Here is a 24,413-nt window from a genome sequence, read left to right on the forward strand (position 1 = left end):
ATCCATTACACTTCCTGCGGTGTATTTTCCAGCTGTCCTTCCCATTTGGAAACAGCAGAAGTGGCTAATGCATTTCCTAATACATTGGTCATACTTCTTCCCATATCACAGAAATGGTCGATAGGCAGGATAAGGGCAATTCCTTCAGGCGGGATTCCAAACATGGAACATGTTGCCACAATAATTACCAGAGAAGCTCTCGGAACTCCGGCAATCCCTTTTGAGGTAAGCATTAATACTAAAAGCATGGTAATCTGCTGTCCCAATTCCATTTCAATTCCGTAGATCTGGGCAATAAAGATGGAGGCAAACGTCATATACATCATACTTCCGTCCAGGTTAAATGAATATCCTAAAGGCAGAATGAAAGACACCACCCTGTTGTTACATCCGAATTTTTCAAGCTCTTCCACCAGTTTCGGGAAAACGGCTTCTGAACTTGTTGTAGAGAAAGCGATTAGCAACGGAGCCTTGATTCTTTTAATTAATTCAAAAAGACGGTTCCCAAGAATTAAGTATCCTACCAGTAAAAGTACCATCCATAGAACAGCTAATGCGAAGAAAAAGTCTCTGAGATAAATTGCATACACCTTGAATATTTCAAAACCATTCACGGCTACTACAGCAGCAATCGCTCCCAAAACCCCAAGCGGTGCAAACCACATGATGTATCCAACCATTTTCAGGATGGCGTGAGCAATAATATCAAAAAGCTTCACCACCGGCTTTGAATATTCTTCGCCCAGATTCGCAAGCGCAACTCCGAACATAATGGAGAATACTACAATCTGAAGCACTTCATTGGTAGCAAAGGCTTCAAATAAACTTTTAGGAATCATATGCTTTACAAAATCTTCCATAGAAAAACTTTTACTGCTTTTCAGAAGATCTTCTGCTGCTGCGGCATCCTGAATCGGCAGTTTAGTCACGTGTCCCGGCTCCAGCCAGTTCACAAGGACCAGTCCTATAAAAAGGGAAACCAGTGATGCTGAAATAAACCACAGCATGGCTTTCGTTCCTACTCTTCCGATCATTTTGATATCACTCATCTTGGCAATCCCTACAACAAGAGTAGTAAATACCAATGGTGCAATAATCATCTGTACCAGCCTGATGAAGACCGTTCCCAGCAGTTTTATGTTTTTGGAAAAAGGTTCGGCACTTTCAGGATACTGTATGTGTACCACACCTCCGATTCCTACTCCCAAGATAAGCGCAATAATAATGCCTATAAAAAGTTTATTTTGTCCTTTCATATATATTGTTCAATTGCCACAAATATAATAGTTTTTGAATTGGCACAAGATTTTGTTCTATGCGGGTTAAGTTTGCTTTAATTTTATGATCCATTAAAATTAAATTCCTGGTTTAGAAAATATTGCAAAAAATTAATAAAACATTTATTGAGTTTTTATTCTTTTGGTACAAATTTTATTATTACATTTGATTGTATTAATAACATTAATAAATATACAATATGAAAAAAACTATCGCAATGGCTGCTTTGGCTATAGCTGTATCTTTCGGCGCAGTTTCATGTAAAAAGAAAGTTTCTGATGCTGATCTTCAGACTCAAGCTACAACAGTGGTAACTTCTAATCCCAATGCTTCTGTAGAAGTAAAAGAAGGTGTAGCCCACTTAAGCGGAACTTTCGCAGACCCGCAGTCTAAAGATGCCATGATTGCTAAATTAAAAGCCATCAACGGAATCAAGGAAGTAATGGACATGGCAACTGTAGCAGCACCTCCTGCACCGGTTGAAACAACTGCTGCTGTAGATCCTGCGGTTCAGAAAAAAGTTCAGGATGCTGTTAAAGATTTCCCTTCTGTAAAAGTAGAGGTTGTAAACGGAGAACTTACTCTTACAGGAAATGTTTCAGGCCTTCAGGCAAGAAAAATCAAAGAATCAATCGACGCTTTGAAAATCGGAAAGTATAACAATAACCTAGTTGTAAAATAATTTAAGATGAGTACATTACAAGATAAATATTCAAGCGTAGTTTCAGCAGCTCAGTCTGCAGGAATTTCAAACCTTCAGGTTCAGGAGCAGGACGGTATCCTTTATGTTTCGGGAAATGCTTCCAATACAGCAGCAAAAGATGCGGTATGGAATGCTTTAGGAGCTATTGATTCTACCTATTCAGCTTCAGATATCAATATTGACGTACAGGTTGCAGGACTGGCTTCAGGAGCATCTTTAACGGTAGCTACAGAAGAATCTAACCTAAACATCAGACAGGAGCCGTCTACAGAGGCTGCTGTTGTAGGAAAAGCTGCAAAAGGTTCTTCAGTAACTCTTATTGAGCAGACTTCTGATGACTGGTGGAAAGTAAAAACAGATGACGGCCAGGAAGGCTATGCTTATTCAAGATATTTAAGAGCGTAATTTTTAAAAAAAGTTAAACTTTAACAAATATTTGCCAAACATCTCCGAAAGGGGATGTTTTTTTATACTTTTACGCCTTTAAAAAAAAGCGATTAACCATGAAGAAATTATTATCGGTGCTGATGCTGGCATGTACGGTTCTGATGTTACATGCCCAGAGCCTGCATATTGACGGAAAAGTATCAGATCCCGACAAAAAAGCCGTAGAAAATGCAACGGTTTATCTCCTGAAAGAAAAAGATTCATCCATTATTAATTATACGTCTACCAATAAAGAAGGTAAGTTTTCCCTGAAAACTGATGCTGTGAATGAGCCTTCTTTTTTAAAAATTGATGCTGATAAGCTTCAACCCTATTCTAAAAAACTTGAAAAAATAAGTCAATCCCTGACATTGGGAGATATAGAACTGGAAAAAGGCAAAGTAACGAGTATTGATGAAGTAAAAATCACCGCTTCTCCGGTAAAAATAAAAAAAGACACTATTGAGTTTAATGCTTCTGCCATCAAAGTACGTCCCGACAGTAAAATTGAGGAGCTTCTGAAGCAGATTCCCGGTGTAGAAATTAACAACGAAGGAAAAATCACGGTAAACGGAAAGGAAGTAGATCAGATCATGATCAATGGAAAACCTTTCTTTGATAAAGACGGTAAAATTGCCCTTCAGAACCTTCCCGCAGATATTATTAAAAATATCCAGTTTACCACTACCAAATCCAAAGAAGAGGAACTGAGCGGAAAGACAGCAAAATCAAATAACACGACTATTAATTTTAATATTGACGAAAAGAAGAACAAAGGTCTGATATCAAGGCTTACCGTCGGATACGGCTCCGATAAACGGTACGAGGGCAGCGCTCTTTTAAGCTACTTTAAAAAAGACACTAAAATAAGTTTACTTGCCGCTTCCAACAACATCAATTCCCAGGGATTTTCCAATGATGAAGTTTTTGACAGTATGGGACACGGCCGTAATTCATGGCTGATGCAGGGAGGATCTGTTTCCACCGTAGGAAATACCACCTATTACACTTCTGGTGGGAATACTAAAGGGATACAAAAGTCAACAACGGTAGGATTCAATTATAGTGACAAACTTGGAAAAGATGCTGATCTGGATACGTTCAGCTTAATGTACGGAGATTCTGATCTGGAAACAAGATCTAAGGTTTCAAGAACTACCCTTCTTCCGGAATTTACGCTGAAAACCAATTCTGAAAACAGCGGCGAAAGTGAAAATAAGCAGTACAGCTTCGATACTTCAGCGAAAATCAAGCTGGATTCTCTTAGCAGTATTTACATTTCACCAAGATTTAACAGCTCCAGAACTTTCAGCTTTAATAATTCAAGATCATCTACTTTCCAGAACAACAGTCTTCTGAACGAAAGTGACGCATATACCAGTACTGAAACGATAAACAATTCCTTCAATCCTTATATTTATTTTTCCAGAAAATTCAGTAAAAAAGGACGTTCCCTGAGTGCTAAAATGAACAGTGCCATCTCTGAATCAAGAAGGGATAACCTTAACCGTTCAGAAACGGTATTTTTTCAAAACAGTAACGTAACCACTCCGGTGAATGACAACAGGAATCAGCTTGCAAAAAACAGGAACCAGAGCAATGAATATAATTTCGGACTGGGATATTCTGAACCGATTTCAGATTCACTATCCGTTAATTTTGAATTGAACTACAGCTCAAAAATAACCCGTGATCTGAGAGATGTTAATGATTTTGATGCCGCTACCGGGCAATATACAGACTATAATACTTCCCTTTCCAACAGCATGAGGCAGAAAATCAACAAGCTAACTCCTGAACTTACTTTCAGCCTCAATAAAAAGAAAGTAAATATCTGGGCTTCTCTGAACCTTGATGTTTCGGATATGAATGTTAATTCCGTTTTCAACGGACAGCAGTACAATCTTCAGAAAAGTTTTGTTCTTCCGGGCTATAATGTCAATCTTAATTATGAGCTTTCTCAAAATAAAAGGTTAAGCTTCTATCATTATGCAGATTTCAACATTCCCGGCGCAGAGCAGCTTACCCCTTATGAAGATACTTCTAATCCATTGGTGACTTATACGGGTAATCCCAACCTTAAAAATACCTGGACCAATAACAGCTACCTGTATTTCAATAATTACAATATGGTAAAAAATATGAGTTATTATCTGAATATCGGGTTTACGTACAGGGATAATGATATTATTAATTATTCAAAGTATGACAGTGCAGGGAAACAGCTTGTTACGTACGATAATATAAGTGGTAATAAAAATATCAATGCGGGAGCCGGTTTCAGCAAAAGCTTCAAATGGAAAGAGAATAAAGTGACCATCAGCCCAAGGTTCAATATGCAGTATAACTTCAATAAAGGGTTTATCAACGGACAGCTCTTTACCAGTGATTCATACAGCATCAATCCGGGGCTGAATCTTACTTATGAAATTAAAGACAAGGTGACCATTAAACCATCATACAGACTTGGATATAATTTTTCAAAATACACCAATTACAGTATCGACCAGATAAATACTACCAGCCAGGCCCTGAAGCTGGAACTGACGAATTATCTTTTCAAGAGCAGGCTGGTTTTAGGAAATGATTTTGAATACAACACCAATTCTAATATCGCTCCCGGTTTTAAAAGAGATTTCTACTTCTGGAATACGAGTTTAGGATATTCTTTCTTCAATAAACAGTTTACGGCAAAAGTAAAGATTTATGATGTTCTGAACCAGAATCAGAGTGTAAGAAGAACGATTTCCAACGCTTATTTTGAGGACCGTGAAGATCTTATCCTGAAACGCTATGTGATGTTTTCCATCAGCATGAAACTGAATAAATTTGCAGGAAAAAAAGCACAGGGAAAATAACTCCCTTATCATATTCATTCAATGGCCGGAATTTTTCCGGCTATTTTTTTTGAATTGAGCCCTTAATTATTTTAACCACAACAGGCACGAAAGATTCTGCACTTATTTTTAAGTTAAATGCTTCCGTATATAAGCTCACTTAAGGTTCTTAAAAATCTACGATTTTATAAAAGATCTCCACTATCTGCTTGATATGCGAGATAATAAAATATCCACAAGATCTATGCGATCTGAGGAATCTGTGGGAAATTCAATTTGTATGGAAAACATTTCAATCATTAAAATTTTTGCGACTTTGCGTTAAACCAACAAAAGACATTAACAAAATATGGAAATATTTTACGATGAATTGATTTTCAAAGAAGAATTATCTGATAAAATATCAGAAAAGCATTTTTATTTCTAAATTAGCCGCAAATTTTATGTATGAAGATTCCGGTTTCAATTTTATTCATTTTTCTTTTCATTTTTGGTAATGCCCAAAACAAAGATCAGAAAGATACTTTTGTAAAAGATAATTTCACTAAAAAGGAAGTTTACATCCCTATGCGTGATGGAACGAAGCTTTTCACCGCCATCTATATTCCGAAAGATATTTCTAATAAAAATAAATATCCGTTCCTGATGCAGAGAACCTGCTATAGTATTGCTCCATACGGGGAAAATGAATATAAAGCTAAAGTGGGACCTAACTCATACCTGATGAAAGACAAATATATTTTCGTGTATCAGGATGTCCGCGGAAGATATATGAGTGAAGGAACATTCACCAATATGACCCCTCAGGTAGACCGTAAGACAAAGAAAGATGTGGATGAAAGCACAGATACCTACGACACTATTGAGTGGCTTTTGAAAAATGTAAAAGACAATAACGGTAAGGCAGGTCAATACGGAACTTCTTATCCTGGCTTTTACACTGCTGTAGGAACACTGGCGCAACACCCTGCTTTGGTTGCCTCTTCTCCTCAGGCTCCGATTTCTGATTTCTGGAATGATGATTTTCTTCATAACGGAAAGTTTATGCTGGGGTATTTCAAAACATTTCCTGTTTTCGGAGTACAGAAAACAAAGCCTGAAAATAAAGCATGGTATACAGATTCTATGATTAAAGCCACTTCGGAAGACGGTCTTAAATTTTACAGAGACATGGGAACTTTAAAGGATGGGTATGAAAAGTATTATAAAGACAATTTCTTTATGACTGAAATTATGAGCCATCCCAATTATGATGAATTCTGGCAGAAAAGAGGCCTGCTTCAACATTTAAAAGATATAAAACATGCGGTAATGACTGTTGGAGGCTGGTTTGATGCAGAAGATCTTGCAGGTCCTTTAAATATTTATAAAACGATTGAAAAGACAAGTCCGAAAGCCAAAAATACCATTGTAATGGGACCTTTCTCACACGGAGGCTGGTCGCAGGAACAGGGAAAACATTTCCACCACCAGACATATTTTGGGGACAGCATTGCTACCTATTATCAAAAAAATGTTGAAACTAGGTTCTTCAGCCATTATCTGAAAGGAAATACTAAAGAAGATGCAGGACTTCCTGAGGCTTTAATGTATGATACGGGCTCCAAAGGATGGAGAGAATTTACATCTTATCCTCCAAAAAATGCTCAGAAAATCAATTTTTATTTAGCAGGAGGAACATTGAAAAAATCAGCAGGACAGGGCTATTCAGAATATTACAGCGACCCGAACAATCCTGTATTAAGCTCTGATAACCTGAAAGATTTCAACGGTTTTACCCCAAGAAATTACATGTCGGAAGACCAGAGATTTGCAGAAGGCAGACCTGATGTACTGACCTTCACAACCGATATTTTAACGGAAGATATTACTTTCGGAGGTGAGATCATGGCCAAACTGAATGTTGCCTCTACTTCTACTGATGCTGACTTCGCTGTAAAGCTGATTGATGTTTATCCTGAAGATTTCAAACCGAAAGAAAAGAAAGATGGTGTAATCTACGGAAATTACCACCAGATGGTAAGAAGCGAAATTATGCCGGCAAGATTCAGAAATTCTAAGGAAAAAGGAGAAGCACTGGTTCCCAATCAGAAAACCGCTGTGAATTTCAGGCTGCAGGATGTAATGCATACCTTTAAAAAAGGCCATAGAATACAGATTCAGATCAGCAGTACTTGGTTTCCCCTGTTTGCTTTAAATCCGCAAAAGTTCCTTGAAAATCCAAATTTTGCAACAAAAGAAGATTATACGAAAGCATTCATTAAAGTCTATGATGACAGTTCTATTGAAGCTGATATTCTAAAATAAACAATTATAAAGGTGGCTGAGATTTTCAAAGCCACCTTTTTTGATCTGTTGTTAAATTTTGGCTAAAGCCAATGGATTCATTTTTATTATTTAGGAAGACTAAAGCCCCCTCTATTGAATAAATTCTACGCTCTACACTGAATGATTTTTAGTAGTGATTTTTGTTGGTATTTTTATTGTCTCGCGGATTGCGCAGATTTATTTTCAACATTAATAAAAATCGTAGATTTTTAAAACTCTTATATAAACTTTTATCCATAAAGTTTTTCAACTTAAAAATTACTACAGTGTAAAAATATTTTGTATCTGTCGTGATTTAATATTTCCCACAGAATACACGAATTATATTGATGTTTGGGGATATTTTTTATTTTGTAGCTGACTAATATTATACCGAAACAGGGTCATTATTCTTCAATGGTTCTGAATGTAAGATTTACTCTTGGTGTTTTTATTTTTGTGGTGGGTGGAAGGCGATGGAGCCAGTTTTCCTGGGTTATTCCTTTCATTACAAGCAGGCTTCCGTTTTCCAGGAATATTTCTACTTTTTCCTTTGTTGTTTTATGTTTAAAGAGGAACTTTCTCTCTGCACCGAAAGTCAAAGAAGCGATGGCTCCGTGTTTTTTGAGGTCCTTCTCTCCGTCGCTGTGGTAGGCCATCCCTTCACTTCCGTCATGATATAAATTCAGGAGACAGGAATTGTAGGTTTCACCTGAAATTTCCTCACACTTTTGTTTCAGTTCCAGTAGTTCAGGAGTCCAGGGTTGGGCATATTTTGTCCGTTTGGAATAGGTATATTCAAAAGCTTTTTCACCAAACCAGGCTACTTTTCTTTTGGTTAAAATCAGTTTTCCGAAAATTACCGCTTCATCATTTTCCCATGGAATCTGGTTAAACAGATAATCGTAAAAGGCATCCGATTTTTCTTTAGAAAATACTTTTCCATAGTAATGAACAGTTCCGTCATTCGGAAGGATATTTAAGGGATATTCTGATAGTTCTTCGAACAGGCTCATCATAATTCAGGAAATTTAGTAATGGTTTAATGTATATATGATTTTTGCACCATTATTATTCATCTTCACTCTGATGATGAATATCATATTCAATAGAAACCAGGCCTTTACCATTTGTAATTTTAAAATTCATTGATCTTTACTCTAATCTGAAGATTTCCAGATTTTAAAGGTAAGATAAAATACAAATACATGGGTAGTTTTCTGACAAATGAATCATCAACAGAAATAGATTTCAGCTTGTCCAAGAATGGCTGCCAGCCCAAATTTTAATATACTTCCGGGCTACCATTTACATTCTTTCAGGTTTATAAGCCCACTGGTATTTAACTGGGTGAGAAAGCTTCTCCGCCCTATCCCTTCACAGTTAAGGGTCTCAAGTGCACTAAGGCCTGTTACATTAACTTTCCGTAAAGGATTGTCATTAAGGTTAACAGATATGAGTTGGGTAAGGGTTCTCAAATCAATTTCTTCTATCAGGTTTTTATTGAGTTTCAAATCTTTCAACTCTGGTGAACCATTGGCTTTGAAACTGGTAATTTGATTATCCCATAGCCATGCCTTAACCAACTTAGGTGTATCATTTAGATCAACCCTTTGTAACTTATTCCAGTTGATATCAATTTCTCTTAATTTTGTAAGCCCGTTTAAATCAATGGATGATAATTGATTGTTATCTAAAGCAAGAATCTCCAGGTTTGAGCATCCCTTTAATTTTATCTGGGTAATTTCATTTCTGAAACCATAAATAAATTTTAGGGTTTTCATGCCTTCAAGATCAACTGTTTTTAGTTTATTCTCGTAAAACCCGAGATCTTCCAGACTGGTAAAGTTTTTGATTCCTGCCAAAGAGGTAATACCAGCCTTAACCACATACAATTCTTTGACGTTCGCCACTTCTGATTTTTGAATGTTCCCATCTTTATTGGTATCGAGGCCTAATTCAATCAGCGCATCTTTAAAATTTTTATCCGGGAATGATATGGTTTGCGCTTTCACATCAACAGCGGCACAAACAAATACCAAATTGACAAGAACGATATATAGTAATTTCATTTTCTGCATTTTTATTAATTTTTATCTTGCCATGTTTACCTTAATTACCTTACGATCACCCGCCACCTCAACAAATTCACCTATTTCTTCTTCAAACCCCCTTGAACTATACTGTGTTTCTGTTGGTACATAACCTCCTCCCATTTGTTGTCCAAGCATATTGTAATTCGCAACAACAGGTCCGGACTGTACCTGAGAACTCGTTACTTTTTCCCAGGCAACCCAACTCACGATATAGTATTTCCCTGGTTTTAAATTAACAAATTCAAAATTGCCTTTATCATCCAAGGTTTTCGTTTCTATTTTTGCCATAACCGCTTCTTTTGTCAGAGCCGCCTGCTTTCTTTTACTGTTATATTTTTTCCGCAGTTCTAAATACTCCAAAAGATGAGGCGTTACAGGAAAGAGCAAAACCTTATCCGTATAATGCGGATAATTGGTATACCCTCGTTTTTTAAATGAAACATTCCCCTGAATAGTATTGGTTCCTTCTTCAAGCATTTTATATGCTTCCTGTTTATTGAATTCTGCTGTGGGAAGAACATATTCTATTTTCTTTTGTGCCCTGGCCATAAAGGAAAACCCAAGCAAAAAAGCAATAGTTCCCCATAAATACTTTTTTATACTGTTGTTCATGATAGTAAATTTACTGATGTTAAATTACTTAGAAATCAATCAGTAGAAAATACCTAAATTTAGCTATTTTTATATAAAATCCTCATTCTCAGATTAGAGACACGTTTCTTAATTGTATGCTTTTGATTAATGGGATTGATTGTATAGGCCAGTTTGGGATAAGGTTTTCTATTTACAGAGCTTGGAAGCTGGTAGATGGAATAGAGAGGTTCTGAAGGTCATCAATAATAGATTGCCATCTTTTTTAGCTAATGTGATTTTACAGAGATTATCAATAGGTATAACCATGAGTAACTTCCAGCTCCCTTTTTCCGGCCATTAATACTAGTTTTCTTAGCTCGAACTCTCAGGTTATTTCAGGAATATAGGTGTGAACTTTCCCAGCCCACAATAAGTTGTTTTCTATCACTTCCCCATTTGTAGCCTCCGATGTTTCCTGTAGACTGAATCACCCGATGACACGGAATAAGAAAGGCTACCGGATTATTGCCGATTGCTGTTCCGACTGCTCTTGAGGCTTTTGGATTTCCTATTTTCTCTGCCAAACTGCCGTAAGTAGACAGTTTTCCCATAGGAATGGTTAATAAACTTTCCCAAACCTTAAGTTGAAAATCGGTGCCTTTTAAATGGAGTTTAATGGTGTTGAGCTTTGTCCAGTCTTTATTGAAAATAGACAGAGCATTCTGCTGAAGCGCATCTTGTTTTTCAAAAAAAGAAGCATTGGGAAATGTATGTTTCAAATTCCCCAATGCTGTTTCTTTATCGTCTTCAAAAGCCATATAGCAGATCCCCTTTTCCGTAGAAGCGGTCATTACAGATCCAAAAGGACTTGGAGAAAAACTGTAATTGATGCTGAGGCTTTTTCCGCCGTTTTTATATTCTGCCGGAGACATTCCTTCTACCTTCACAAAAAGATCATGCAACCTGCTTGTGCTGGAGAAACCTGTCTCAAATGCAGTATCGAATAAACTTGCTTTTTCTTCCTTCAGTAAATTTTTAGCATGTTCAAGACTGATGAACTGCAAAAATTTTTTCGGACTTGTCCCTGCCCATTCCGTAAATATTTTCTGAAAATGAGCCGGGCTCAGGTGAACTTTCTCTGCCACTTCATCCAAATTAGGCTGAAGCCTGAAATTGCTTTGGATATATTCTATCGCTTTGGCAATTCTGTTATAATCAATCTGATTTTGTGTGGACATAATATTTTGCTTTTATTTACCTCACAAATTTCCAAAGAATATACGGCTGAAAAAATCCGATTCCTGCGGAATATTAGTTATTGTTATAAATATCGTTGTAAGCAAGCATTTTATAATATAGCTTCGCTGCCAGGAAAGCAGTTGGTTTAGCCATTGGAGAATCCATTAATTCTACAATATCAAAAGCTACCACATTACATTTTTCAAATACTTTTCTTAACAGTTCCAATGTTGGATACCATGCTAATCCACCTGGTTCAGGAGTACCTGTAGAAGGGGCAATTGAAGGATCAAAAGCATCAAGGTCAATTGTGATATACACATTCCCTGAAACTTTTTCCAACACATCATTTACCCAATTTTCATTGTTAGCAATCTCGTGAGCAAAAAATACTCTTCCTTCCGGCAGATATTGTGCTTCTTCTGCATCCATAGAACGGATTCCCACCTGCACCAGGTTATGTTTCTGATTTGCTTCAAAAACAGCACAGGCGTGGTTGGAAGTAGAACCATGGAACTCAGGACGTAAGTCTGTGTGAGCATCCAGCTGAAGAACCGTTAAATTTTCAAATTTCTCTCCTACTGCACGGATAGAACCAATAGAAACAGAGTGCTCACCACCAAAAAGAGTGAATACTTTACCTTCGTTATTCAAAAGCTCTTTTGTTTTCTGATAAACCGCCTCTGTCATCGCTTCAGGACTAGAATCTTCAGAAACTTCTCCTGCTAAATAAACTCCCTGAAGATAAGGTTCTGTCTGTGTTTCAATATCATAAAGCTCCATATTTTCAGAAGCATCTAAGAATAATTCAGGACCTTTATCTGCTCCTTTTCCCCATGTGGAAGTTCCGTCATAAGGAACCGTTACCAGCATTACTTTCGAGTTCTCTAACGTTGCGTTTTCTTCAGGAATTCCTGCGTATGTTCTCATGTTTTATTTAAAAATTTAAATGATAAAAATTGAAATATTTACCGCAAAGATACAAAGAAAAGTGATGGGTTGAAGTTCAGAATTTAAGGTTTAAGGTTCAAGGTTCAGAGTTTAATGTTTAGAGTTACAGCTTACAACCGATCTATCATCTTTCTATCTGTCCTCCCCTTTCCTCCTACCAAATAAATACCTATTTTTGTGCAAAACTCAGAATATGTCCTTAAAAGCTGTTCTTTTCGATATGGATGGGGTGATTGTAGATACAGAACCATTGCATAGAAAAGCTTATTTCAAAACGTTTGATGAACTGGAAATCGCTGTTTCCGAAGACCTGTACACCTCTTTTACCGGAGCCTCTACCAAGAGAGTCTGTGAAACATTGATTCAGCAGTATCATTTACCTCATACCCACGAAGCCATTGCGGCCATCAAAAGGGCTCATTTTAAAGATTATTTTGATAACGATGATGAGTTTGACTTAATTCCCGGGGTAAGAGAACTGATTATGCATTACCATGAAAACGGGGTTAAACTGATTCTTGCTTCCTCGGCAACAATGACTACCATCAATATGGTTTTTGAAAAATTCGGACTTGAAAAATACTTTAGCGGAAAGATAAGCGGTGCCGATTTAAAAGAATCCAAACCTCATCCTGAAGTTTTCCTATTAGCCGCTGAAATGGCTGGTGAATCCACTGAAAGCTGTATGGTTATAGAAGACTCCACGAACGGAATTCTTGCCGCACACAGAGCAAAAATCTTCTGCTCGGCCTACAGAAGTCCCCATTCCAAAAATCAGGATTACACATTGGCTGATGTTGTGGTTTCTGATTATGAAGACCTTCAGATTGATAAAATTTCAAAATATTTTTAAGTAACCCAAGTTCGGTCAATGAATTTATTATAAATGGCTGGGAGATGGAAGAAGGAGGCTGGAAGTTACTTTTAGTTATGGCTGAAAACCTCTTCCATCTCCCAGCTTCAAAACTCTATAAATTAAAAATTCTTATTCCGAACTGAGGTTAAATAATAAAAAGCTCTCAACATTTTTGAGAGCTTTTATTTTGTATCTATTTTGGCTAAAGCCAGCTGATTTATTATTTATATCCAAGAAGTCTTAAAACGTCTTCCGGTTCCTGTTTTTCACGGAAAATTTCATACTGAAGTTCTCCGTTTTCATCTTTCTGGATCAGGACGTGTCTTGGCTGAGGCATCAGGCAGTGGTGTACTCCACCGTATCCTCCAATGGTTTCCTGATAGGCCCCTGTATGGAAAAACCCGATATAAAGAGGCTTCGTATCACTGAAAACAGGAAGATAAATGGCGTTGGTATGCTGTTCAGAGTTATAATAATCATCAGAATCACAAGTTAATCCACCTAAAAACACTCTTTCATAAGTATCTTCCCATCTGTTCAGCGGAAGCATAATGAAGTGTCTCGAAATAGCCCACGTATCAGGAAGTGTGGTCATGAATGAAGAATCAATCATATTCCATTTCTCTCTGTCGTTCTGACGCTTCTGGGAGATAATCTTGTATAGGTTCGCACCACTCTCCCCAACGGTAAAGCTTCCGAATTCCGTATAAATATTAGGTTCTTCTACCCCTTCTTCCTCACAGAATTTTTTGATCTGAGATACAATCTCTTCTACCATATACTGATAGTCATAATCAAAATTCAAAGAAGTTTTAATAGGGAAACCTCCACCAATGTTCAGGGAATCCACTTCCGGAGCAATCTTCTTAAGACGTGCATATACACGAAGACATTTATACAATTCGTTCCAATAGTAAGAAGTATCTTTGATTCCTGTATTGATGAAGAAGTGAAGCATCTTCAGTCTTGCGTTAGGATGTTCAGCAATTTTCTGGCTGTAATAAGGGATAATGTCCTTATATCCGATTCCTAATCTTGAGGTATAAAATTCGAATTTAGGTTCTTCCTCAGACGCAATTCGGATCCCGATATTAAAAGTTGAATCAATACTTTCCGTAAGTTTATCCAGTTCACGATAATTATCTAGGATCGGAGTAATGTTTTCAAAACCACTATTGATCATATCTGAAATCTTGGTCAGATAATCATCTGTTTTGAAACCGTTACAGATCACTTCAATATCTTTGTTTACCTTTCCTTTATTGTAAAGAGATTTTACGATATCCATATCGTAGGCGGAAGACGTTTCTATCGAAATATCGTTTTTCAGAGCTTCTTCAAGAACAAAATTGAAATGACTGGACTTGGTACAGTAGCAGTAGGTATAATTCTTTTTATATTCGGTTTTCTCAAAAGCTTCCTTAAACCAGCTTTTCGCCTTCTGGATATTTTGAGAAATTCTCGGCAGGTAGCTAATCTTTAGCGGAGTGCCAAATTTTTCAACGACTTCCATCAAAGGAATATCGTGAAATAACAAATTGTTCTCAGAAACATTAAATTCTTCAGTAGGAAAATATAATGTCTGATCAATAAGTTCCGAGTACTTTATTTTCATTTCTAAACAAGTGAATTAAGAAATGCAAAATTGCTAAAAAAGTTTGATTTTTAAGCGTTAAATTTATTATAATTTTCTATAATCCCCAAAACACCGTATCCCGAAAATTTCTGCTCTGAAAATCAATAGGTAAACTTCTCAATATATTTTTTTCTTTTATCTTCGGAAATACCCAGAACCTCTTTTATATACACATCCGTTGACCCATATTTTTTATTGATCTGATCAAATGCACTGTCTAAATATCTTTTTTCTACCCAGCTCAGTTTTTCCAGCACCTGAATATCCATCTTCGGATAGAGAAAATGGAGGGTATAGGCAAGATCTAATCTTTTCCTCACAAGGCTTTTCCTATAGTTATTGGATAAAAGATATTCGTTGTAAATGGTCTGTTTATCAAATTTCAAAATAGTCAGAATCAAAGCGCTAACAATTCCTGTTCTGTCTTTTCCGGCTGTACAATGATAGAGAACCGGCTGATCAGACTCCATGATTTCGGTGATGATTTTTCTGATGATTTCAGGATTTTCAATAACGTATTCCTTGTAGAAATCCATCATTCTTTTATCTGCATCAGAACCATTCACTTTTCCTTTTAACACCAGTTTTTTGGCCTGATCCAGCTGATCGCCCTCATCTTCAAAAGCTGAATAATTTTTATAAATGATTTCATCCGGAAGATGATCTGGTTTCTGAGCAATTTCTTTGGAATTCCTGAGATCAATAACATCTTTTATTCCCAGTTTCTTAAGTTGTTCGAAAGAGTTTTTCTTAAGCTTATGAAGATGTCCGCTTCTGTATAACAGGCCTTGTTTTAAAGTTCTTCCCTCTGTATTTTTGATATTTCCGGTCGTCCTGAAATTGACGACTTTTTTTATATTAAAACTTTTTTCAGTTCCGATAATTCCATAATCCGGGTTCTCAAAATGCTGTGTTTTACAGGAGAAAACACAGAATAATGAAACCGTGAAAACTGATATTTTGATTAATCTATTCAATAGTTTTTAATAAACTTCTTTAAGCTTTTTAGCAGGATATTAAAGTATAAAATAAGTCTGTTTAAATTCAGTTTTAAGTTTAAACAGCTTTAATATATCTTTGGATAGTCTATCTCATTAATTCCCACAAAAAATAACACATCCCCTGATTCATATTCTACAGAAACCTCATCTTCAATCGCAAAATTCCGGGTTCCTATTCTTGAGGTAATACTTAAACTTCCATTAGTCAAAGGCCAGTTGAGCCCTTTGGTTGTGATATTGTTTACTAACGGAAAAGGATAAAGTGAGATCATTCTGTTTTTTACTCCTTTCAGTTTAAAGTTATTAGAAATAAAGTAATATTCCGAAAATTCATCATAAAATCGGATCTTCATCTGGTCTTTAAATGTATAGGCTACCGTAAGATTCCCAAGGAAATGATCCTGTTCTCCGCCGCTGCCTCCGAAGACATCAATCTCTGAAAAACTTTTTTCCAGGATAATTTCTAATGCCTTATGAAAATCTGTTTTGTCCTGATCCAGTGTATGGATAAATTTCCCTTCGTAAATATTTTCATCTGATCCGGAATGTGAATCAAAATCACCGGAAATAAAATCCAGCTTATCCAGAGGGAAACCCATTTTTTTCAAATAATGAAAAGCTCCGTCCGTACAGGCAATCAGCCCATAATTATTTAAGTCCGGAAAAGATTTTGGAGCGTCTCCGTTAATGAAAAGTAATGCTTTATCTTTCATTCGGGTTCCAGTATTCTTCCGGTTCGTTATTCAGTTTGGAAACATATCTCGCCAAAACAAAAAGGTAGTCTGAAAGTCTGTTCAGGTATTTGATCAGCTCAGGACGAACCTCTTCTGACTCATTTAAGAAAACAAGGGAACGTTCTGCTCTTCTGCAGATAGTTCTTGCTGCGTGTAAAAATGTTGCTGATTTTCCTCCTCCGGGAAGGATAAAATATTGAAGAGGTTCCAGTTTTTCATCAAAAGTATCCATCCATTGCTCCAGTTCTTCAATTTCTGCTTCAGAAATAATTAATGGCAGGCGCGATTTTCCGTTAGCCAGCATAAGTTTATCAACCGGTGTAGCCGCTTCTGATCCTACGGTAAAGAGATCAAACTGAATTTTCTTTAACTGCTTCAGCACTTCTTCATCCTGAATATGACTTTTAGCAATCCCTATGAATGAATTCAACTCATCTATATTTCCGTAGCTGTCCACTCTTGCACTGGCTTTGGATACTCTTGTTCCGCCGTATAAAGCGGTTTGGCCTTTATCTCCTGTTTTTGTATAAATTTTCATAGGTACTAAAATACCTTTTTTTGCAGAATGTAAAAAGGATTCGTGCAAAAAGAATGACCGGTAATCTGCCTATGCTATTGTCATCGTTATTTACTGATTTCTACGTATTGTATAACAGTCTGGTTTTTGGGATTATAGATAATGGTACTGTTGTGAGGAAACCTTTTCAGCTTATAGTATTCTATATTTTTATCATTTTTGATATCTTCAAGGAAGCTTGTATCAAAGGTATTTTCGGGAAGAAATTTAGACATAAAATTTATTTTATCAATAATGCTCTGCCCATCAATTTTACGGGCTGTTTTATCAGATTTGCTTTCATCAGTGGAAGGTCTGCTTTCCAGAAAAGGGAGCAATACTGCCAGATCTGACTTGTATTTAAAGATATAGCCTTCAGAACCGTTGGGAAATTTGAACTTCTTTCCACTGTCTTCCGTTACGATTGCTTTTTCTGCCCCGGGAAATACTTCATTGAACTTTACATCCTGCGAGTTGGTTAAAGAATTAATAGATTCATTTACCGTTTTCTTCACAGTTTCTTCTACTGCCTGCTGTGCTTTCTGCTGCACGGTTTCTGTTGTTTTCTGAACAGTCTGATCTATTTTTTCTTCTATTTTATTACAGGATACTAATAAAAAAACAGGAATAACTGACAAAATATACTTCTTCATTTTTTAATTCTAAATTGGAATTGATTTTTTTATGACTACACTTTCATACCTAACGCAAAAATCGGTCCGCATATTTTTAAAGAAAATAAAAATATTTTTCACCTTCAAAAACACTACTGACAAACTGTTGTCATAACCCTGTCTTACCTTTGTATCAACAATAACAAACAAAAACGATACAATTATGACAACTACAGCAACAGCCACAAAACAATTCATGTCATCTGAGCAATTATTAGAGCACTGGCAGGGGCACAGAAACCTGACAAGAAGAGTAATCGAAGCTTTTCCTGAAAAGGAATTATTTGAGTTTTCAGTAGGAGGAATGAGACCTTTTGCCAAATTAGCCGTAGAACTGATCAGTATTGGCGGACCTGCCCTGAAAGGAATCATTGAAAAAAATATGGAGGCTTACAACGAAGAAGGTTTCAATCCTAAAACAAAAGAAGACCTCTTAAAAAAATGGGATGAAGAAACAGAAGTAATCAACCAATATTTCAGCCAGATTACAGAAGAGCGTTTTCAGGAAACATTCAATCTGTTTGGACAGTACGAGTTCCCGGTATATCAGAACATCCTTTATTTTGTAGACAATGAAATCCACCACCGCGGACAAGGGTATGTTTACCTGAGAGCTTTAGGAATTGAACCTCCTTTCTTCTGGGAAAGATTCTAGGATCATAAAAGGGAAGGCGAAAAGTAAACGGGTTGGTAAAACTGTTTATTCTTCAATAATAATCATATCAAATTAAACTGCGACAAAACTCATTTTATGGTTCTTCCTGCCGCTTTACGATTTTGCCTTTTCCTTTTTCATCAAATATTATTCAGCTAAATCATTATTGCCTTAAACCTCAGCACCTCTGTGTTGGGGTTTTTATTGATGCTTAACCGAAATTCTGGTAACAAGATCATTTATTTTTAGTCTGAGGCTGTCCGGTTCCAAAACAGTGGCATAATCGGCAAACGTGATCAGCCAGCGAGGGAATCCTTCTTCAATCCATTCTGTTTCAAAAGTCAGTTCCACTCCATCTTCTCTTTCTGCTTCTTCGGTTAGACCATAATATCTTTTTGAATTGACCAGATGTCCCATAATTTTTTTATCAACCAAAAGCTTCACTTTGGTCTTATTTCCATTTCCGTTTTTTCTGTAATCATTGATCTGGCCGTATTCCTGCAGAAATGGTGTCTGGGTTTTTAAGATCTGAAGAATCCTGTCAACACGGAACTGCCTGAAATCTTTTCTCAGCGTACAGAATGCCATAATGTACCAGTAGTTGAATTCAAAGAATACTCCTACAGCTTCAATCGTTCTGTTGGTAACCGTTGAATCTACTGTTTGATATTCAATGATCAACTGGGTTTTATCAGCAATACTTTCCAGGATCGTGGGCAGCACATTTTTAACATGATCCTCTGCCCCTGCATGATGGCTGAAGACATCGATCTGTTTTTCGATATTCTGAATCAGGTTTTTATCCGAATTTCTTAATACGGAACGTACTTTCACCATCGCTGCCTGATAATGATTCCCCAAACTCTGATGGGAAAATTTCTGCATCAGTTTTTCAGCAGTGATAAAACTTAATACCTCTTCTTTGGTAAACATAATGGGTGGAAGCTTATAGCCGTCCATCAGGGAATACCCGTTTCCGGCCTCCCCAATAATTGGAATTCCTGCATTTTCCAGAGTTTTCACATCACGGTAAATCGTTCTGATGCTGACATCGAATTTTTCAGCCAGATCCTGTGCCCGGATCATCGGCTTCGATTGTAATTGCGTGAGAATAGCTGTTACCCTGTCGAGTTTTTTAAGATAGTGATCGTTCATAATTGCTCCGGCAAATCTATTATTCTTTTTGGTCTTCAGCGGATAAAATCAGTCATTTTTTTTAAAATTTCTGATCAGGATCTGCTAATTCTCTTTATAGGTGTTCACCAGCTTATCAAGATTCAAACTTCTGGCTGATGCATCAAAAATTTCCCGGTAGGTTCCGTTGGCTATTACGAGTTCATCATGAGTACCGCTTTCCACCACTCTTCCTTTTTTCATTACATAAATTGTATCAGAATCCAGGATCTGGGAAAGTGAATGGGAAATAATGATCACAGTACGACCTTCTTTAATGGCATCCAGTGAGTTTTTGATCTGTTCTGTAGCAATGGCATCCAGACTGGCGGTAGGTTCGTCAAGAAAAATAACCGGAGGATTCTTCAGAAATAACCGGGCAATGGCAATTCTCTGCTGCTGCCCTCCTGAAAGCTGTGTTGCATCATGCTGATAACCGTCCGGAAGATCCAGAATCTGATCATGCAGGTAAGCTTTTTTAGCGGCTTCCTGAATTTCTTCAAAGCTCGCATTCATATCTCCATATCTGATGTTGTCTTCAATGCTTCCCTGAAAAATATGATTTCTCTGGAGCACCAGACCGAGATCATTCCTCAGGAAAGTATTGTTATACTCATTTAAATTCACTCCATCCAGCAGGATTTCTCCGGAATCGGGAAGGTAAAATTTACACAAAAGATTGATTACAGTTGACTTTCCTGCACCGCTCAGTCCTACCAATGCCGTAGTTTTCCCGTTTTCAAATTTCATGGAAACCTCATGCAGCGCTTTTGTACCATTCGGATAGGTGAAATCCACATTTTTTAATTCGAAAGTTCCTTTGATTTCTTTTTCTATAAAAGTTCCGTTCTGTTCAGTTTCATTATCAGCATTCAGAATGTCGAAATACCCTTCCGCATAGATCATGGCATCATTCATATCATCATAAATCCTGTGAAGCTGGCGGATTGGAGCCGAGACGTTATTGAATAACATAATGTGAAGCATGATCGCGCCGATGGTCATCTGCTGATCCAGTACCAGATACACCGTCAAAAGAATAATCAGAACCACTCCAAACTGTTCGATAAAGGTTTTTAATCCATCGTAAATAAAGTTGGTTTTCCGGGTGAACATCTGGCTTTCCATCAGTTCCATCTGAAGGTCATACTGTTTTTTACCTTCAAATTTTTCACGGACAAAACTTTTAATGACCATAATTGAGTTGATCAGATTCAGAAGTCCTGAGGTTTTCCTTTCTCTCTGATTTCTTAGCTGGCGTCTCACCCCACCCAGTTTTTTGGCCTGCAGTGAGCTAATATAAAAATAAATGGGAACAATGATGGTGGAAACCATTCCTACATAAACATTCTGCATATACATAATGATGAGGGCAATGATGGCATTGGAAAAAAGCGGGAGAATATCAATGAAGAAATTCTGAACCAGTTTTGTCAGACTTTCAATGCCGCGGTCTATCCTGATCTGAAGTTTTCCGGATTCGTGATTTTCATCATTAAAATAAGCTACCTTGTATGTAAGAATCTTATCAATCGCTGACTGTGCCAGAACGGAACTCACATTGATCCTGATTTTTTCACCATAAAATTTCTGTCCGAAATTGATGAAAATATTCAGTAACTCCTTTCCCAGTAAAATAACAGAAATCACAATAAGAATATGAATTCCTTCCGACATCGGATGGGGAAGATGGGTAAGATTGGTAACCTCATCCACCGTATATTTCAGTACAATGGGATTGACCTGTGCCGCCAAAGCTCCCAAAAAGGTAAGAAATAAAGTTCCATAGATCATTAAACGGTAAGGTCTGATGAAAGGAACAAGCTGTTTATAAATTCCGAATAAAGTAACTGTTCTGTTAAAAGGTTTTGCCATAGAATGTATGTTAACTGAAAAACGTACCGTTTCTGAGAGAAAAGGTACGTTTTATTCTATTTTTCAGCAAATGATCTGCTTTTTTTAACAGTCAAATTTTATCCTTCGTAGAAATATGTGGTCAGGTAATGCAGTTCCGGTCTGCTGGCAGCTTTGGATTCTGCTTCGGCTTGTTCCAGAGAATACATGGCTGTTAACTCTTTTCTTTGGAAAACAAAAGAGTTGTTGGCATTTTTATCAACTACATCATTGAAGATATGTTCAATCTCTGAATTGCCTAATGAAGCAAAACCGATGTCTTCAAAACCATACATTAATCTTAGATCATCAAACTGGCTGAAATTGTTATCTACAAACCCCTGTAACTGGGTTTTAGAATCAAAATTTCCCGCCCAGATATTGTAAATATATTTTTTCTTCTTTGGTTTGTCCAGAATACTCTGATAGACGAAGTTTTCTCCAAGATAAGCCTCTCTTACCTGCGGATCATTGGCCAGATCTTCAGGAAGTCCTTCTTTCAGGATCTTGCCTTCAAACATAATGTAGGTTTTATTTGTAATGGCCAGGGTCTGCTGTACATTGTGGTCGGTAATAAGAATTCCGATATTTTTATCTACGAGACTTCTTACGATCTTCTGAATATCTTCCACTGCAATGGGGTCAACCCCTGCGAAAGGTTCATCAAGAAGAATAAAGTTCGGGCTTGTAGCGAGACATCTTGCAATCTCGGTACGGCGTCTTTCTCCTCCGGAAAGAAGATCTCCGCGGTTTTTACGAACGTGCTGCAATGAAAATTCTTCAATCAGCTCATCACATTTGACCTGCTGTTCCCGCTTTGAAAGCTTGGTCAGCTGTAAAACGCCCATGATATTTTCTTCTACAGACAGTTTTCTGAAAACGGAAGCCTCCTGAGCCAGATATCCGATTCCCTTTTGGGCTCTGCGGTACATGGCATCTGTGGTGATCTCCTGTTTATCAAGGAAAATTTTTCCTGAAGTAGGCTTAACCAGTCCTACGATCATATAAAACGAAGTGGTTTTTCCGGCTCCGTTCGGGCCTAATAAACCAACAATTTCTCCCTGTTGAACCTGTACAGAAACGCCTTTTACTACTTTTTTAGGACCATATTCCTTGATCAAATTTTCTCCTCGTAAAATCATAGCGCAAATATATAAAAGTAAACTAATAAAGTAAACTCCTTTAGTAACATTTAAATTCACCAAAGACAGCATGATGGAGTATCATCTTAGTCTTTCCTCTTTATTCAATATTGGACTGAATAGAAAAAACACCTCAAAACAGAGGTGTTTTTAATTGTATATGCAGTTATTGCCTATTTATTTAAAATCATGGCCGCTTCTTTGGCAAAATAAGTGAAAATCATATCTGCTCCGGCTCTTTTGAAGCAGGTAAGACTTTCGATAATCGTTTTGTCATTATCCAGCCATCCGTTTTGTGCTGCTGCTTTCACCATGGCATATTCTCCGCTTACGTTGTAAACAGCAATTGGAAGATCAATAGCTTCACGTACTTTGGAAACGATGTCCAGATAAGGAAGTCCCGGTTTGATCATAATGATGTCTGCCCCTTCTTCAATATCTTTATAAACTTCGTTTAATGCTTCGCGGGAATTGTGGAAATCCATCTGGTATGTTTTCTTGTCTTTCGGAATCTCCATATTATCTTTCGGTGCACTATCCAGAGCACTTCTGAACGGTCCGTAGAATGAGCTTGCATATTTTGCGGAATAGCTCAGAATCCCTACATCGGTAAATCCGCTTTCCTCTAAAGCTTCACGGATCACCTGTACCCTTCCGTCCATCATATCACTTGGTGCCACAATGTCAGCTCCTGCTTCTGCGTGTGACACAGACATTCTGGCTAAGGCATCATTGGTGGCGTCATTGATGATTTTTCCGTTTTCTATAATTCCGTCATGCCCGTAAATGGAATAAGGATCCAGTGCTACATCAGGCATTACAATCATTTCCGGAATAGCATCTTTAATCGCTCTGATGGTTTTCTGCATCAGTCCGTCTTTGTTCCAGGCTTCTTTTCCGGTATTATCTTTTAAATGTTCGGACACTTTCATGTACAGATTGACAGATTTCACCCCCAAAGAAAATAATTCCTTACATTCTTTCACGGTCAGATCGATGCTCCTCCTGAAAATTCCTGGCATCGACGGGATTGCTTCCTGCTGGTTTTCGCCCTCCATTACGAAGATAGGCATTACAAAATCATCCGTTGTAAGAATATTTTCTCTTACTAAACTTCTGATAGATTCATTAATTCTAAGTCTTCTGTTTCTTGAATGTATCATTTTGGAATACTTTTTGAATAAGTTTATGCAAATTTACTACAAGTTCAATAAAAAACTATTGCATGGAATTGTAGAATTTGTTATTTTTGTTTTAATACATTCGAGAAATTATAATATTGATGAAAAAACTTTTACTTTTATTTATATTTTTAGGCACTTTTGTTGGTTTTTCCACCAATTTAAAAGCTCAGTTGAGAGAGCCGGGATCCCTATCACAGAAAGCTGATGATGGTGTACTGGTTGCTTATCCAAATCCTGCTAAGGATTACCTGCTGATTAAAGCTAAAGATTCTTCCCTGAAGATCAAAAGCGTAACCTTTTATTCTATTTTAGGAATGCAGGTGGCCAGTTACAGTGTCAACATGAATTCAGGGGAAATCAATATTGAAAAATTGAAACCCGGAAAATATTTGATTCGCTATATTTTAAGCGATAATACCCAAAAGGTAACTCAAATTGTAAAACAATAAAAATTTAAATCCTGATAATCATCAGGATTTTTTCTTTTGCATTCATTCTG

The 24,413-nt window shown here is 37.1% G+C and carries 21 protein-coding genes and 1 pseudogene; 7 read left to right on the forward strand and 15 right to left on the reverse strand.

Annotated elements, in window-relative coordinates; all coding sequences use genetic code 11:
* Positions 1-5: 5 nt before the first annotated feature.
* Positions 6-1,256, reverse strand: coding sequence for a dicarboxylate/amino acid:cation symporter (locus FW768_RS09605; RefSeq protein ID WP_153394878.1), 1,251 nt, complete (start codon positions 1,254-1,256; stop codon positions 6-8).
* 221 nt (positions 1,257-1,477) lie between these two features.
* Here FW768_RS09605 and FW768_RS09610 point away from each other — a divergent pair, with 221 nt between their 5' ends.
* From FW768_RS09610 to FW768_RS09625, 4 genes are all read left to right on the forward strand, one after another.
* Positions 1,478-1,960, forward strand: a complete 483-nt coding sequence (locus FW768_RS09610; protein ID WP_153394880.1) for a BON domain-containing protein — start codon at positions 1,478-1,480, stop codon at positions 1,958-1,960.
* Between the two features lie 6 nt (positions 1,961-1,966).
* On the forward strand, positions 1,967-2,386 hold the full coding sequence (locus tag FW768_RS09615; protein WP_153394881.1) for an SH3 domain-containing protein: 420 nt from the start codon (positions 1,967-1,969) through the stop codon (positions 2,384-2,386).
* A gap of 98 nt (positions 2,387-2,484) precedes the next feature.
* Entirely contained in the window at positions 2,485-5,265 is a 2,781-nt protein-coding gene (locus tag FW768_RS09620) for a TonB-dependent receptor (protein ID WP_153394883.1), read from the forward strand.
* Positions 5,266-5,691: 426 nt separating this feature from the next.
* Complete coding sequence (locus FW768_RS09625) at positions 5,692-7,551, forward strand: CocE/NonD family hydrolase (protein ID WP_153394885.1); 1,860 nt, start codon at positions 5,692-5,694, stop codon at positions 7,549-7,551.
* Between the two features lie 407 nt (positions 7,552-7,958).
* Here FW768_RS09625 and FW768_RS09630 read toward each other — a convergent pair whose 3' ends face one another.
* The 5 genes from FW768_RS09630 to speB form a co-directional block, all read right to left on the reverse strand.
* A complete protein-coding gene (locus tag FW768_RS09630) occupies positions 7,959-8,567 on the reverse strand; it encodes an alpha-ketoglutarate-dependent dioxygenase AlkB family protein (RefSeq protein WP_153399851.1) in 609 nt (202 codons plus the stop codon).
* A 285-nt stretch (positions 8,568-8,852) separates the two neighbouring features.
* Positions 8,853-9,623: a leucine-rich repeat domain-containing protein gene (locus FW768_RS09635; RefSeq protein WP_153394887.1), complete on the reverse strand. Its 771-nt coding sequence runs from the start codon at positions 9,621-9,623 to the stop codon at positions 8,853-8,855.
* Positions 9,624-9,644: 21 nt separating this feature from the next.
* Positions 9,645-10,259 carry a prealbumin-like fold domain-containing protein gene (locus FW768_RS09640; RefSeq protein ID WP_153394889.1) on the reverse strand — a complete coding sequence of 205 codons (615 nt, stop codon included), beginning with the start codon at positions 10,257-10,259 and terminating at the stop codon, positions 9,645-9,647.
* Between the two features lie 356 nt (positions 10,260-10,615).
* Positions 10,616-11,458 carry a bifunctional helix-turn-helix domain-containing protein/methylated-DNA--[protein]-cysteine S-methyltransferase gene (locus tag FW768_RS09645; RefSeq protein WP_153394891.1) on the reverse strand — a complete coding sequence of 281 codons (843 nt, stop codon included), beginning with the start codon at positions 11,456-11,458 and terminating at the stop codon, positions 10,616-10,618.
* Between the two features lie 73 nt (positions 11,459-11,531).
* Positions 11,532-12,389: an agmatinase gene (gene speB / locus FW768_RS09650; RefSeq protein WP_153394893.1), complete on the reverse strand. Its 858-nt coding sequence runs from the start codon at positions 12,387-12,389 to the stop codon at positions 11,532-11,534.
* Positions 12,390-12,603: 214 nt separating this feature from the next.
* On the opposite strand from speB, the gene FW768_RS09655 reads away from it, so the two are divergent.
* Complete coding sequence (locus FW768_RS09655; RefSeq protein WP_153394895.1) at positions 12,604-13,263, forward strand: HAD family hydrolase; 660 nt, start codon at positions 12,604-12,606, stop codon at positions 13,261-13,263.
* Between the two features lie 223 nt (positions 13,264-13,486).
* Here the strand turns inward: FW768_RS09655 and FW768_RS09660 are convergent, their stop codons facing one another.
* The 5 genes from FW768_RS09660 to FW768_RS09680 form a co-directional block, all read right to left on the reverse strand.
* The gene (locus FW768_RS09660) at positions 13,487-14,881 is read right to left on the reverse strand and encodes a type III PLP-dependent enzyme domain-containing protein (RefSeq protein WP_153394897.1); all 1,395 of its coding nucleotides are present in this window, start codon (positions 14,879-14,881) and stop codon (positions 13,487-13,489) included.
* Between the two features lie 122 nt (positions 14,882-15,003).
* Positions 15,004-15,879 carry a tyrosine-protein phosphatase gene (locus FW768_RS09665; RefSeq protein ID WP_153394899.1) on the reverse strand — a complete coding sequence of 292 codons (876 nt, stop codon included), beginning with the start codon at positions 15,877-15,879 and terminating at the stop codon, positions 15,004-15,006.
* Positions 15,880-15,968: 89 nt separating this feature from the next.
* Complete coding sequence (locus FW768_RS09670) at positions 15,969-16,616, reverse strand: thiamine diphosphokinase (protein ID WP_153394901.1); 648 nt, start codon at positions 16,614-16,616, stop codon at positions 15,969-15,971.
* Entirely contained in the window at positions 16,606-17,175 is a 570-nt protein-coding gene (locus tag FW768_RS09675) for a cob(I)yrinic acid a,c-diamide adenosyltransferase (protein WP_153394903.1), read from the reverse strand. Before FW768_RS09675 ends, FW768_RS09670 begins: the two co-directional genes overlap by 11 nt.
* A gap of 86 nt (positions 17,176-17,261) precedes the next feature.
* Complete coding sequence (locus FW768_RS09680) at positions 17,262-17,846, reverse strand: hypothetical protein (RefSeq protein ID WP_153394905.1); 585 nt, start codon at positions 17,844-17,846, stop codon at positions 17,262-17,264.
* Positions 17,847-18,030: 184 nt separating this feature from the next.
* Here FW768_RS09680 and FW768_RS09685 point away from each other — a divergent pair, with 184 nt between their 5' ends.
* Positions 18,031-18,522 (forward strand): DinB family protein, encoded by a 492-nt coding sequence (locus FW768_RS09685; protein WP_153394907.1) that lies wholly within the window; start codon positions 18,031-18,033, stop codon positions 18,520-18,522.
* Positions 18,523-18,723: 201 nt separating this feature from the next.
* Here FW768_RS09685 and FW768_RS09690 read toward each other — a convergent pair whose 3' ends face one another.
* From FW768_RS09690 to hemB, 4 genes and pseudogenes are all read right to left on the reverse strand, one after another.
* Positions 18,724-19,677: a helix-turn-helix transcriptional regulator gene (locus FW768_RS09690; RefSeq protein WP_153394909.1), complete on the reverse strand. Its 954-nt coding sequence runs from the start codon at positions 19,675-19,677 to the stop codon at positions 18,724-18,726.
* A gap of 84 nt (positions 19,678-19,761) precedes the next feature.
* Complete coding sequence (locus tag FW768_RS09695; protein ID WP_153399853.1) at positions 19,762-21,489, reverse strand: ABC transporter ATP-binding protein; 1,728 nt, start codon at positions 21,487-21,489, stop codon at positions 19,762-19,764.
* A gap of 515 nt (positions 21,490-22,004) precedes the next feature.
* Positions 22,005-22,730 (reverse strand): annotated as a pseudogene (lptB, locus tag FW768_RS09700) (LPS export ABC transporter ATP-binding protein); the annotation flags it as partial.
* Between the two features lie 173 nt (positions 22,731-22,903).
* A complete protein-coding gene (gene hemB / locus FW768_RS09705; RefSeq protein ID WP_153394913.1) occupies positions 22,904-23,893 on the reverse strand; it encodes a porphobilinogen synthase in 990 nt (329 codons plus the stop codon).
* A gap of 119 nt (positions 23,894-24,012) precedes the next feature.
* Between hemB and FW768_RS09710 the strand changes: the two genes are divergently transcribed.
* On the forward strand, positions 24,013-24,363 hold the full coding sequence (locus FW768_RS09710) for a T9SS type A sorting domain-containing protein (protein WP_153394915.1): 351 nt from the start codon (positions 24,013-24,015) through the stop codon (positions 24,361-24,363).
* Positions 24,364-24,413 lie beyond the last annotated feature (50 nt).

Origin of the sequence: Chryseobacterium vaccae (assembly GCF_009602705.1) — a bacterium.
In the GTDB taxonomy this organism is placed as follows: Bacteria; Bacteroidota; Bacteroidia; order Flavobacteriales; family Weeksellaceae; genus Chryseobacterium; species Chryseobacterium vaccae.